15 protein-coding genes are annotated in these 12,355 nt (G+C 49.0%); all 15 read left to right on the top strand.

What is annotated here, in order from left to right:
* Positions 1-57: 57 nt before the first annotated feature.
* Entirely contained in the window at positions 58-333 is a 276-nt protein-coding gene (locus tag T456_RS0108225) for an acylphosphatase (protein ID WP_024865716.1), read from the top strand.
* A gap of 562 nt (positions 334-895) precedes the next feature.
* Positions 896-1,066 carry a hypothetical protein gene (locus T456_RS0108230; RefSeq protein ID WP_024865717.1) on the top strand — a complete coding sequence of 57 codons (171 nt, stop codon included), beginning with the start codon at positions 896-898 and terminating at the stop codon, positions 1,064-1,066.
* A 39-nt stretch (positions 1,067-1,105) separates the two neighbouring features.
* Entirely contained in the window at positions 1,106-1,321 is a 216-nt protein-coding gene (locus T456_RS0108235; protein WP_024865718.1) for a hypothetical protein, read from the top strand.
* 143 nt (positions 1,322-1,464) lie between these two features.
* Positions 1,465-1,698 carry a hypothetical protein gene (locus T456_RS0108240; RefSeq protein ID WP_024865719.1) on the top strand — a complete coding sequence of 78 codons (234 nt, stop codon included), beginning with the start codon at positions 1,465-1,467 and terminating at the stop codon, positions 1,696-1,698.
* A 145-nt stretch (positions 1,699-1,843) separates the two neighbouring features.
* Positions 1,844-2,281 carry a flavodoxin gene (locus T456_RS0108245; protein WP_024865720.1) on the top strand — a complete coding sequence of 146 codons (438 nt, stop codon included), beginning with the start codon at positions 1,844-1,846 and terminating at the stop codon, positions 2,279-2,281.
* 44 nt (positions 2,282-2,325) lie between these two features.
* Positions 2,326-3,690, top strand: coding sequence for a manganese efflux pump (locus T456_RS23615; protein WP_024865721.1), 1,365 nt, complete (start codon positions 2,326-2,328; stop codon positions 3,688-3,690).
* Positions 3,691-3,791: 101 nt separating this feature from the next.
* A complete protein-coding gene (locus T456_RS0108255) occupies positions 3,792-4,850 on the top strand; it encodes an ABC transporter substrate-binding protein (RefSeq protein ID WP_024865722.1) in 1,059 nt (352 codons plus the stop codon).
* A complete protein-coding gene (locus tag T456_RS0108260) occupies positions 4,825-5,841 on the top strand; it encodes a FecCD family ABC transporter permease (protein WP_024865723.1) in 1,017 nt (338 codons plus the stop codon). Before T456_RS0108255 ends, T456_RS0108260 begins: the two co-directional genes overlap by 26 nt.
* Entirely contained in the window at positions 5,838-6,872 is a 1,035-nt protein-coding gene (locus tag T456_RS0108265; protein WP_024865724.1) for a FecCD family ABC transporter permease, read from the top strand. The genes T456_RS0108260 and T456_RS0108265 overlap by 4 nt, the downstream gene beginning before the upstream one ends.
* Positions 6,872-7,675 (top strand): ABC transporter ATP-binding protein, encoded by an 804-nt coding sequence (locus T456_RS0108270; RefSeq protein WP_024865725.1) that lies wholly within the window; start codon positions 6,872-6,874, stop codon positions 7,673-7,675. The genes T456_RS0108265 and T456_RS0108270 overlap by 1 nt, the downstream gene beginning before the upstream one ends.
* 116 nt (positions 7,676-7,791) lie before the next feature.
* The gene (locus tag T456_RS0108275; protein WP_035801641.1) at positions 7,792-8,943 is read left to right on the top strand and encodes an ATP-binding protein; all 1,152 of its coding nucleotides are present in this window, start codon (positions 7,792-7,794) and stop codon (positions 8,941-8,943) included.
* Positions 8,944-9,052: 109 nt separating this feature from the next.
* Entirely contained in the window at positions 9,053-9,694 is a 642-nt protein-coding gene (locus T456_RS0108280; protein WP_024865727.1) for a hypothetical protein, read from the top strand.
* Positions 9,695-11,008, top strand: coding sequence for a TIR domain-containing protein (locus tag T456_RS0108285; RefSeq protein ID WP_024865728.1), 1,314 nt, complete (start codon positions 9,695-9,697; stop codon positions 11,006-11,008).
* A gap of 86 nt (positions 11,009-11,094) precedes the next feature.
* Positions 11,095-11,547, top strand: a complete 453-nt coding sequence (locus T456_RS0108290) for a PaaI family thioesterase (RefSeq protein WP_024865729.1) — start codon at positions 11,095-11,097, stop codon at positions 11,545-11,547.
* 73 nt (positions 11,548-11,620) lie between these two features.
* Positions 11,621-12,268 carry a hypothetical protein gene (locus T456_RS0108295; RefSeq protein WP_035801644.1) on the top strand — a complete coding sequence of 216 codons (648 nt, stop codon included), beginning with the start codon at positions 11,621-11,623 and terminating at the stop codon, positions 12,266-12,268.
* The last annotated feature ends 87 nt before the right edge of the window (positions 12,269-12,355 follow it).

The following is a 12,355-nucleotide window of genomic DNA, read 5'->3' on the forward strand; positions in this document are numbered from 1 at the left end:
GTAGGCCGACCTCAAGATGAGGCACAATGCAGCTTGGGAAGATAGGGTGATGATCCAATGACGGAAAAGAGATACCGGCTGTGCTTTTACGGAATGGTGCAGGGCGTGGGCTTCAGGTACACGGCCATGCACGCCGCAAACATGCACAGGCTGACAGGATATGTGAAAAATGAATATGACGGCTCTGTCACCTGCGAGGTCCAGGGGGATGAGGCGGCGATAGATCAGTTTATTGCCACTATTCGCAGCGGCAGATTCATTGATATATCAAGCATAGAGCGGACAGAACTGGAACCTGATCCCAACGAGAGGTCTTTTGATGTAAGATACTGATTGGTTTGCGGAATGTGATCTGCGATTTGATTGGTCCCGGGAGCATATTTTGAAATATGTACTGTTTGATGATGGCTTGGAATACTGATTTTTGGGAGAAAAGACAAGATTTCGATGATTTCTACAAGGGGGTTCCGACGCAATTGTCTGTGATGGGGCTTTGCGTCGGTGATATTGACGAAATAACATATGGAAAGTGCAGAACGAGAACGCTATCCCGATAACCATGCGCTCAAACGGGTTATTTATCGATATAACGTCAAGTTTTGGGGTTATTTTACCGACTCAATCAGCTTGTAGAATACTTTGCGTCGGAAAGAGCTCAATTCACATGCTCATCGCGCAACCACATCTGGATTTATCAGGCACAAGAAAAAACTCAATTCACATGCTCATCGCGCAATCAAATCTGGATTTACCAGGCACAAGAAAAAACTGAATTCACATGCTCATCGCGCGATCAGACCTCATTTACTAGACACAAGAAAAAACTGAATTCAGGTTTGTACAAAAGAAACATTTTTGTAAAATGATACATAGAAATGCGGCAGGAGGTATATATATGGAAACATGGTACTATGTGGTTGTTAGCATTGACGGCGACTACGCCAATCTGAAAAGAACAGATATAGAATCTGAGGATCTTAAGCTGGTTGCGAGAGCTCTTTTGCCTGAGGGAATTGCTGAGGGCACGCAGCTCAAGTATGAGCTTATGCAGTATTCAATCGTATGATGTGCCGCCGCGGGCGGCCGGGAAGGATGCAGGGCAGCTATGTTTTTTAAGAAAAAGAGCGCTAAGAAAACCTATGATAAAGAGAATCTGCGTCCTGTGATCAAGGCCAGCATCTGCAATGGCGAGCAGGTTGCGGGATTTCAGGATATTCACACCGGGGCCTTCGAGGAGGTTATGCTCATAAGTGGCAGCGGTGACCTTGATGAATTCATGAGAATGTATGGGATCGAGGGGCAAATCGAGAAAATATACTGAAGCCGGTGCGCGGGGCACAAATGTCATGCCACGAGTATACGCCGCGCCGGTACGCGGGGCACAAATGTCGTGTCACGGGTATACGCCGCGCCGGTGCACGCGGCTCAGTTCAACGAAGAATAATAGAAGTAAGAGGAACAACAATGGGATCAATTCTGATCAAAGATACAACAAAAGAAGAGCGGGAGCGCATAGTCGCTGAATCCATAGGCAACATCAGCGGTTCCTGCGATGGATGCATGGCGGGACTTGCGGAAATGTATCAGGACTATATCGACGGCAAGAAGGAGATCCGTGAGATCAACATGGAGTTCAGAGCTCATTATGAGTCCGGCATTGACGGACCCGAGAAAGCAGACTGCGGATACAAGATGTGACTGCTTTTGAGCGCTCAAGATAAGGCAGGAAGGCCTCTTGAAATCAGGTGCGGATATGATACAATCGTTTTGTTCAAAATCCGTAATGTTTTCAAAGGTGTTTTTTATTGCACAAAAACAAGGCATAAAGGAGGAGACATAGGCAATGAGCACACTGGTTACTTATTTCAGCGCTGAAGGAACAACCAGGAAAGTGGCGCAGGAGTTTGCAGCTAAGATCGGAGCAGACGTTTTCGAGATAGTCCCCAAGGATCTTTATACAAAGGCAGATATCAACTACATCAATCCCCTTTCAAGATGCAACATGGAGCAGATTGGCAAGAAGGATGTGCCTGTTGTAGGAACGGTTCAGGACTTTGATAAATACGACACTGTATACGTTGGATTCCCCATCTGGTACTCAGCTGCTCCAAGAGTTGTCTACACCTTCTGCAAGGACTACGACTGGACAGGGAAAAAAGTCATCGCCTTCGCCACATCCGGCGGCAGCGGAATCGGCAAGACAGCCGAGAAGCTTAAAGAGTATGTAAAGGGTGCAGCTTCTATAGAAGCCAAGCTGGTACACAGCGCCGACGAGATCTGATTGCGGTCGTGTTTTACAGTCAGATAGATTAAGGAAGAATATAAATGGGTTTAATTGAATTATTGCTTTTATCAATAGGTCTTGCCATGGACGCCTTTGCGGTATCAATCTGCAAGGGACTGTCAGCAGGCAGGCTCACCAAAAAAGAATATCTGCTCTGCGGAGTATGGTTTGGAACTTTCCAGGGAATGATGCCTCTTATCGGCTATCTTGTGGGCTCAAGATTTGAGAGATTTATCAGCATTGTGGCACCATGGGTCGCATTTATATTGCTGTCCCTTATAGGCGGCAACATGATCAAGGAAGCTCTTGGCCCTGATGAGGAAACCCCTCCCGGATTTGACGTTAAGACGATGTTTATGATGGCAGTGGCCACCAGCATCGATGCCCTTGCGGTGGGCATCACCTTCGTTGCTGTGCCTGTAGAGGTCTTTGAAGCAAGCCGCATCAGCAACGTTATCTTCGCGGTAATTGTGATAGGCGTGATCACCTTTGTGATCTCCATGATCGGCGTTAAGATCGGCAGTGTTTTCGGAGACCGCTACAAGTCAGGTTCTGAGATCATGGGCGGAACGATCCTGATATTCATCGGCCTTCGCTCCCTGATAACACACCTTGACAGCGCCAACACCCTTTCTGACACCGAGACCATATTCGGAATGCTCATTCCCCTTATCGGAACACTCCTCGGTTCACTTATCATATATGCCAAAAAAGATCAGGTCTCTGACAACATGAGGGCAATCCTGGCCGGATGCGGCTTTGGAGTCATGTTCTCGGTGGCTGTCTGGGGCATGATAGAACCTGCTGTTAACGGTCTTACCCGTAACGCGCAAAACGGCATTATCCCTGTGACAATAAGCTTCTGCCTTGGCGTGATACTCCAGATCCTTCTTGATAAGCTTGTGCCTCACACCCACGTTTATTCCGATATCACCGAGGGCCCTGAGAGCGAGCTGAAGCCTGAGATCAAGGCCATTCTCAAGGAAGTTGTTCATCATACTCCCGAAGGCATCGCTCTGGGAGCTATTTATGCTGCCCACTTCATGGAGACGGAGTGGATATCCTCAACGGTTGCCCTGGTTCTTGCAGTAGCCATCGCGCTTCAGAACATCCCCGAAGCCCTCAATGTATCACTGTGGCTTAGGGAAACCGGCACAAAGACCGGCAAGGCTTTCCTCATGGGAGTGATCTCCGGTGCGCCAATCCCGATCTTTGGTATTATCACCGTGGTGCTGGCAGTTCTTTTCCCGAACTTCCTGCCCTATATCATGGCGGTTTCAGGCGGAGCTTTAGTCTACACCACCATCGAGGAGATTCCCCAGATCGCATTAAAGAAGGACAATGACAGAGGAGCCCTGGCTTTCACCATCGGTTTTGCCATTGTGATGCTCATGATCTTCCTTTGATTCCAAACAAAAATCCATCAAATAAAATTTAATTGTTGACAATATCAGAGTTCTGTGAGAATATTTCATGGTTAGCAAATGCTAACAAGAAGGAGAGAAAAATGAAAAGGAAAATTATCACAACACTACTCACAGCCTCTGTTTGCATGTTAGCAACAGCTTGCGGAGCTGCTACAGAAGTTACAGTAAATAATACACAGGCCGAAGCTGCCCTGGTAGAAGAAGCAGTTACGGATGAAATAGCAGACGACGTCTTCCCCCTCACCATCGAGCATGGCCTGGGAGAGACAGTAATAGAGAAAAGACCTGAGAACGTAGTTGCAATTGCCTGGGGAAACCCCGATGTTCCTCTTGCTCTGGGCGTTATCCCTGTGGGAATTTCCGAGGCGAACTTCGGACCCAGAGATGAGAACGGACTCCTTGCCTGGACTGCTAAGGCCTTCGAGGATGCAGGTGTGACACCCAACGTTTTCGATGACACAGACGGATGGGACTACGAGGCCATCTCAGACTGCAATCCCGATGTCATCCTTGCAGCATACTCAGGACTCAGTCAGGAGGAGTACGACAGCCTTTCACAGATCGCACCGGTTGTGGCTTATCCCAAGATTGCCTGGACAACCACATGGCAGGAAGAGACCATAAACGACGCCAAAGCCCTTGGTCTTGAGAAAGAGGGAAAAGAGCTGGTGGCAGAAACCGAGAAACTCATCGCCGATAAGCTTTCACAGTACCCCGGCCTTGAAGGCAAGAGAGTAGCTTTTGCATGGCTTTCAGAGGATGACCTTGGAACATTCTACATCTACACAGGAAACGACCCCAGAGCTGCATTCCTTTCAGACCTTGGTCTTGTTACCCCTGACAGTGTAAAGAGCCTTATCACCAACGATCAGGACTTCTCCATCACAGTCAGCGCAGAGAACGCAGATCTTTTAAGCGATGTTGATATCATCATCACCTACGGAACAGAGTCCCTTGTTGGAGCCATGCAGGCAGACGGAAGATTCGCAAATATCCCTGCTGTTAAAAACGGAGCATTTGTACTTCTTGATTCCAACGATGTCCTTGCAGCAGCAAGCACACCCACAGTACTTTCCATTCCCTATGCAATTGATGATTATCTGAAAGCTTTGAATGATGCAGCAGAAAAAATACAGTAATAAAAGAATATTTATTGCACTTACAATTGAAATAGTTTTTGTCCTGATAAGTCTTTTTCTGTCCATATCCTACGGAAGCAAGAACATTCCCCTTAGTGATATTGCCGGATACTTCACAGGCAATTTGACCGACGACTTTTTCAAAGCAGTTATAGCAGCCAGAATTCCAAGGACCGTATTTGGGATTCTGGCCGGCGCTGCCTTGGGGGTATCGGGGGCCTTAATGCAGGCCATCACCAGAAACCCCATCGCCGATCCCAGCATCCTTGGTGTTAACACCGGCGCAGCACTGTTTGTGGTCATCGGCATCGCCTATCTCAACATTTCATCAGGCATCAGGTTAATAGGTATATCTTTTGCGGGAGCTCTTTTGACCGCGCTGTTCGTGTACGGGATTGCCTCGGTAGGCTACGGGGGAGCCAATTCTTTGAAGCTTGCTCTTGCCGGAGCTGCGGTTTCCACGGCCCTTGGAGCCCTGGTAAACACCATCATGCTTCCTGACACACAGGTCATGAAACAGTTCAGATTCTGGCAGGTGGGCAGCATCAGCGGAGCAACCTGGGAAGACATAAGACTTCTTGTACCTTTCCTGGTGGTGGGATGCGTTTTCGCAATCATCTGCGCATCGCCCCTTAACGCCATGGCCCTTGGGGATGAAATGGCGGTTTCCCTGGGAGTAAAAGTGGGAGTTGTAAGACTGGTTTCAGCCCTGGCGGGAGTTATCCTCTGCGCCGCAGTTACAGCTCTTGCAGGACCCATCGGATTTGTGGGCCTTATGCTCCCTCACGTTTTCCGCCAGATCTTCGCCAGTGACCTAAGACTTGTGATCCCCATGTCAGCCATCGGCGGCGCCGGACTTCTTACTATCTCGGATGTCCTTGGAAGAGTCCTTGGACGGCCAGGAGAACTGGAAGTAGGCATCATCACTGCCATCGTTGGCGCCCCGGTTTTCATTTGGATAGTTTGCAGAACAAAGGCTAAGAGTATATGACAAATAACCTTGAAATTGATCTTAAAAATATATACAGGAAACATGACCGCCTGAACACCGCATGTATTGTGGCACTACTGGTTATCATAGCTGCCCTGGGCGTTATGATGATGACCCTGGGTAACACCAATTATTCGTTAAAAGAAGTGGTGACTACCCTCTTAAGTTCCGGGAGCAAAGGAGCGGCCTACAACATCAAGACCATAAGGCTTCCAAAGCTCATAGTTGGTGGCTTTGCGGGATTTGCCTTCGGTATCGCGGGCTATACTTTCCAGAATCTTCTGCGAAACCCTCTGGCATCCCCGGATATCATCGGCGTTTCCGCCGGGTCCTCGGCAGCAGCGGTATTCTGTATCCTGATCCTTGGGATCAGCGGACCGCTTGTTTCAATAGTTGCCGTGGCAGCAGGCCTTATCATTACCACACTGATATTTGTTCTGTCGGGGAAGGGACACTTCTTCGGCAGCAGGATGATCCTCATAGGAATAGGAATGCAGGCGGTGCTCAATGCCCTTATTTCCTGGATGCTCCTTGTGGGCTCGGAATATGACGTATCAACGGCCTTAAGGTGGCTTCGAGGGAGCCTTAATCTTGTTCAGATGAGTGACGCCTTCTCAATCTCTTTTGTCACCATAATAGGAAGCGCACTGCTTCTTATCTGCAACAGATACCTTCGAATGATGCAGCTTGGAGAAGAGTATGCGACAACTCTTGGAGTTCCGCTGTCAGCGGTTCGCATCTGCTGTATGGTATGCGCCCTGGTGATAAGCGCCACAGCCGCGTCTATCACAGGCCCCATCGCTTCGGTGGCATTTTTGTCAGGTCCCATCGCCGGCAAGTGCACAAAGAACGGCAAAAATGCCATGGTTGTGGCCGGACTTATCGGCACCATCCTGGTCTACGCCTCTGAACTTGCGGGAAAAAATCTGTTTGCTGCCAAGTACCCTGTTGGCGTGATCACAGGGCTTTTGGGAGCGCCGTATCTTTTACTGCTGCTTCTTAACCTCAATAAAAAGGGAGAAAAAATATAATGGACGGATTCGCACTTACCCATGATTTCTGCGCAAGAAACATCAGCGTAGGATATGAAGAAAAACTGATACTTAAGGACCTTGATATCACCGTTCCCGCGGGAAAATTCAGCGTCCTCATCGGACAGAACGGCTGCGGAAAGTCCACTCTTTTAAAGAGCTTTGCAAGACTCCTTAAGCCCAAAAGCGGCGACGTAAGTCTTGACGGAAAATCCATCTACCGGATTCCCACACAGTGTCTGTCGAAGGAGATAGGTCTTTTGCCCCAGTCTCCAACAGTTCCGGCAGGCATAACCGTTGCGGATCTTGTGGCCAGGGGAAGGTTCCCCTACCAGAACCTCTTTGGGCAGCTGTCAAAGGCGGATTACAAGGCCATTTCCGATGCCATGGAGGCCATGGGCATCGCAGATCTTGCGGACAAGAGCGTTGATTCACTCTCCGGAGGCCAGAGGCAGAGGGTGTGGATAGCACTGGTGCTGGCTCAGGACACGGACATACTGCTCCTTGACGAGCCCACCACATACCTCGACATTGCCTATCAGGTGGAGATCCTGGACTGCCTGGCAAGGCTCAACAAGACAAAAAAGACTACTATTGTAGCCATACTTCACGACATAAATCTCTCCATCAGGTACGCAGACCACATCTTCGCCATGAAGAAGGGCAAGCTAATAGCTGAGGGAAGCCCCAGGGATATCATCACCCCTGAGCTTATGATGGAGGTCTACGGCATGGAGAGCGACATCATCAAAGACCCTGCAACCGGCGACCCCTACGTGATACCCAGGAGCAAGGTCAGCTGATTTTCAGGTCCCCATTGACGCATAGTGTAGAATGATATAAGATGTCATCCTCACGTATTTGATGTGGGATGATGTATCTGTAGTTTGAAACAGACAGGTTAATGGGAAAGATCAAAATGAAAGAAATAACCTTACAGGAACTTGAAAAATTAGACAAAGACAGCTATCTGCTGATAGATATCAGGGATGAATCCGCCAGGAACTATGGCATGATGCCCGGGGCAGTAGCTGTTTCTTTTGACCGCGAATATGAAGAGGTGGAAAAAGATATAGCGGCGCTTCCCGCAGATAAGACCCTTATTTTCTACTGTGACTACGGCAGAAAGACAAGGGATTTCGGAGACATCGCATTTCTTGAGGGCAGAGAGCATTACAGCCTTGCAGGTGGCTACACAGGTTACGTGTGCGCCAAGGCTTCTGAATTTGGAGACCTTGAGGAAAGGCGGGAAAAGGCCGAGCTCAGCATCCGGAAGAAATTCCATAAGCAGCTCTTTTCACCCTTTGCGAAGGCCTGCAAGATGTATCACCTTATTGAAGAGGGCGACAACATCGCAGTCTGCATCTCAGGCGGAAAAGACTCCATGCTGATGGCCAAGCTTTTCCAGGAGATCCGGAAGCACAGGCAGTGCAACTTTGAGCTGACCTTCCTGGTGATGGATCCCGGCTACAACAAGGAGAACAGGGCGCTTATCGAGAGCAATGCCAAGGCCCTGGGGATTCCCGTTACCATATTTGAGAGCGAGATTTTTGATGCGGTGGATACCATTGAGAAGAATCCCTGCTACCTGTGCGCGAGGATGAGAAGAGGCTACCTTTACAGCAAAGCAAAGGCGCTTGGCTGCAACAAGATCGCCCTGGGACACCACTACGATGACGTTATCGAGACCATTCTTATGGGAATGCTCCACGGAGCACAGATCCAGACCATGATGCCCAAGCTTCACAGCACCAACTTCGAGGGCATGGAGCTGATAAGACCTCTGTACTTTGTAAGGGAGGCTGACATCTGCGCATGGCGCGATTACAATGACCTGCATTTCCTGCAATGCGCCTGCCACTTCACCGAGACCTGCTCCACCTGCCACGAGGACGGCACCACTTCCTCCAAGAGGCTGGAGACCAAGAAACTCATCGCAAAGCTCAAGGAGACAAACCCCTATGTGGAATCCAACATCTTTGCAAGCGTTGAGAATGTAAATCTGGACACCGTTATCTGCTACAAGAAAGACGGTGTGAGACATCACTTTTTAGATGATTACGAGAGCTGACTGTAGGTCAGCTCTTTTTTTGGTTTGTCTATTTCTGTAAATCCTGCTGTGGTGTACAATTAGTTAATGATGGCATTAGATGATATGTCTTTTTCCAAAGGAGGAACCAATGGCTGATATTGATTATTGGCATGAATATAATACGATGCCCGATGCGGCAAAGGAAGAACTTAAGTCTTTTGTACAGGGAGACTTTGTGCAGATGCTTAACCCCGAAGGGCACGAGAGCGTTGCGCTTCTTAGAGTCAGCAGCGATATTTTCAACAAGGCCTTTGCCTTTAACAGGGAATATCTTTTCCGCGGCGACTACACCGCGCCTCCGGAGGAGAACAGTTACGGGGATGATGAATGTTTTTTGACCGAGGACGGGCTTGCGGGCTTTTCCATAACCCAGAGCAACTGGCTTGTGTCCCTGTATTCCAATGAGCCCTGGAAGGGGTTCCTTTCAATGGTGGTGCCTCTTTTACAGAAGGTTACCAAGCTGGTGTGCATCGTGAACGATGACAATGATGACCTTGTAAAGGCCTACAGCCATGCACTGGGCTTTAAGATAATCGCCCGCACGGTGGATGATAAGGAGATCATGACCGAGTACTACGGCGAGGAGTTCATCGAGAACTTTGTGCGAAACTACGGACACCCTCATCATGTCTTCATGTATCGCCCGAGGACTGAGGATGAGGAAATTGAGATAAAGGTTTTTGAAGACTATTTCGAGGCTGAGGCCTATGTTGATAAGGAGGTAATCTAAGTGGATATATTTTTCAGCTATCGAAGGGATGGCGGACTGGAGCTGACAAGGTCCCTGAAAATGGCGCTGAACAAGAAGGGCTTCACAACCTTTTTTGACAACGACTCTATAGGAAGCGGGGAGTTCCCCACACAGATCCTCAACAACATAGAAAGGTCGGACAACTTCGTTCTGATATTATCTCCCGGGGCGCTTGACCGCTGCCGGAATGAGGGGGACTGGGTTCGAAAAGAGATCGAGCACGCAGTCGAGTTCGAGAAGAACATTATTCCCGTGTTCAGCCCGGAGTTTCAGACCCCCGGGGATCTTCCCCTAAATGTAAAAAAAGCTCTGGATTACCAGGGAGTTTACTACAATCCCATGCAGTTTAACGCTGCCATAAACGATATCATCAAGGCCCTTAAGGATGAAAACGGCAAAGCCCTGCGTGTTCGCAAGAAGAGAAATGTATCAAATTTCTTTTACGCAGAAGGCATGTCTCCTGAGGAGCGGAAGCGTATCTCCCAGGATTATGAATCTGTAAAAAAGACGGAAAAAGCGATCTGGGATAAGCTTCTTGAGGGCAAGGAGGGACTTACTCTTTTTGCTCCGGCAGTCTACGATGCGGACACCTACATGAAGAAGTACGACAGGCCTGAATTTGCCCGCGTTTACAGCCTTGTGAACACCGAGAAGGAGTGCGAAGAGGCCAATGAAAAGTACGGAAACGACGGTGCAAACCGCTTCTATGTGGGCAACATGGAGCACAGCAATTTTGAGGATGAGATGGACCAGATCATGTCCGACAATGAGATCCGCGGATTTGATTTTGTGGACCTTACCTTGATCCTTCGAGATTCCAACAATCCTTCGAAAAAGCTTAAGCAGGTGGTGGACAGGATGAACCCCGGCGGGATCGTGTATGTCAGGGAGTTCGACCACGACTGTGCCCTGGCCTACCCCGATGAAGACGGAAGATTCGAGCACATCCTTGAGCTCATCAACTACGATAAATATTCCGGTGATTTCTACGCCGGAAGGAAGGTATATGCCCAGATGCTGGATGCTTATCTGGAGGACATCGTCCTTGTGGATTCCAGCATTTCAACGGTTGGCCTTACCAGGAAGGAGAGGGGCACTTTGTTCGAGGCGCTGTTCTCCTACGTTCCCCGTGAGTACGCAGCCCTCGTCAAGGAGGAGCCGGACAACTTGTCCTACCGGGACGCCCGGGACTGGCTCGCAGAGAACTACGATTCCATGAAGCGTGAATTCATGGGCGACAATTTCTTTTACCGGGCAGGGTACATGTTCTTCTACGGATTTGTAGCGGAGTAAGGCGCCCGGCGCAGCACGGAACAGTCGGGGAATAGAGATCCCGGCCCCATTATACGAATAGAAAAGCTAAGGAGAATTACGCAGTTATGCGAAAAGCACGCAATGAGAAAGAAAATGCGATCAGGGAGAAAATGATTGCTGAACTATATGCAAACGAGTTTAACAAATTCATAGGATTCGAGATCCTGGAGCTGAGCCCCACCTACAGCAAGTCCAGGATCAAATGCGACAAGCGCCTTCACAATTCTTACGGAAGCATCCACGGTGGCGCACTTCTGTCCATAGTGGACGCCATGGCCGGCGCCACTGGCAGCATGAGCGGATATTATGTCACAACCGTTTCGGCGAATCTGAATTTCCTTTTACCCGCAGTGAACACGGAATACATCTACTGCGAGTGCATGAAGCTTAAGACCGGCAAGCACATCCTGGTGTTTGACATTAGAGTGACCGACGACGAGGGCAACCTTCTGGACAGCGGAGAGTTTTCCTTCTTTGCAAGCAAGGTGCCGGTGCTGGGCGACAGCAGGATGTTCTAAGGCGCAGGCTGCGCGCACCTCATCGGCGCGGAACGTGGCTGAAGCCGCGCATCACACAGGAAAGGACATGTATATGAAATACGGAGAGTCTTCATTCGATATACTTTATCTTTTATTTGCCATCATCAGCGGCTGCATAATCCTTGGCCGTGCAAAAACCAAGACCCAAAAGCTCATGGGTATCGCCGCTCTGGTGCTTGGCTGCGGCGACGCTTTTCACCTGGTGCCAAGGGTACTTAACTACTTCACGGATCTTGATATGACCGCACCTCTTGGCGTAGGAAAGCTTGTAACTTCCATCACCATGACGGTTTTCTATGTGCTTCTTTATTACGTGTGGCAGGGATACTACGGTGAGCAGGGCAGCAGGACCCTGACAATTATGATCTGGTGCTTAGCTGTTATCCGGGTTGTGCTGTGTCTTTTCCCTCAGAACGGATGGTTTACAAACAGCAGCGATGTGACCTGGGGCATCATAAGGAACGTTCCATTTGTGGCTCTCGGCGCCATCATCTGCTACATCTATTTTGTAAAAAGAGCTGGCGACAATACCTTCAGGCCGCTTTGGATCTACATTCTTTTGTCCTTTGCATTTTACATTCCCGTTGCAGTCGGCGCAGGGATCGTGCCTATGCTGGGAATGCTTATGCTTCCAAAGACCATCTGCTATATCCTGATGATCATGGCTTTTCTGAAAGCTGGTTGCCCACGGAAGCTATAAAAAGATGCTTGCAAAATGAGTGAAAAAATGTACAATAAGATACCCTGCCATGACCACCGGCTTTTTCTTAAGCCGGAAGATCGTGGC

It is taken from the genome of Butyrivibrio sp. FCS014 (assembly GCF_000526935.1).
Lineage (GTDB): Bacteria > Bacillota > Clostridia > Lachnospirales > Lachnospiraceae > Butyrivibrio.

Coding starts and splice junctions, on each gene's coding strand:
- T456_RS0108235 (WP_024865718.1), top strand. CDS start 1,106: ATGTTTTTTAAGAAAAAGAGCGCTAAGAAAACCTATGATAAAGAGAAT.
- T456_RS23615 (WP_024865721.1), top strand. CDS start 2,326: ATGGGTTTAATTGAATTATTGCTTTTATCAATAGGTCTTGCCATGGAC.
- T456_RS0108280 (WP_024865727.1), top strand. CDS start 9,053: ATGGCTGATATTGATTATTGGCATGAATATAATACGATGCCCGATGCG.
- T456_RS0108275 (WP_035801641.1), top strand. CDS start 7,792: ATGAAAGAAATAACCTTACAGGAACTTGAAAAATTAGACAAAGACAGC.
- T456_RS0108240 (WP_024865719.1), top strand. CDS start 1,465: ATGGGATCAATTCTGATCAAAGATACAACAAAAGAAGAGCGGGAGCGC.
- T456_RS0108290 (WP_024865729.1), top strand. CDS start 11,095: ATGCGAAAAGCACGCAATGAGAAAGAAAATGCGATCAGGGAGAAAATG.
- T456_RS0108295 (WP_035801644.1), top strand. CDS start 11,621: ATGAAATACGGAGAGTCTTCATTCGATATACTTTATCTTTTATTTGCC.
- T456_RS0108255 (WP_024865722.1), top strand. CDS start 3,792: ATGAAAAGGAAAATTATCACAACACTACTCACAGCCTCTGTTTGCATG.
- T456_RS0108265 (WP_024865724.1), top strand. CDS start 5,838: ATGACAAATAACCTTGAAATTGATCTTAAAAATATATACAGGAAACAT.
- T456_RS0108230 (WP_024865717.1), top strand. CDS start 896: ATGGAAACATGGTACTATGTGGTTGTTAGCATTGACGGCGACTACGCC.
- T456_RS0108270 (WP_024865725.1), top strand. CDS start 6,872: ATGGACGGATTCGCACTTACCCATGATTTCTGCGCAAGAAACATCAGC.
- T456_RS0108245 (WP_024865720.1), top strand. CDS start 1,844: ATGAGCACACTGGTTACTTATTTCAGCGCTGAAGGAACAACCAGGAAA.
- T456_RS0108260 (WP_024865723.1), top strand. CDS start 4,825: ATGATGCAGCAGAAAAAATACAGTAATAAAAGAATATTTATTGCACTT.
- T456_RS0108225 (WP_024865716.1), top strand. CDS start 58: ATGACGGAAAAGAGATACCGGCTGTGCTTTTACGGAATGGTGCAGGGC.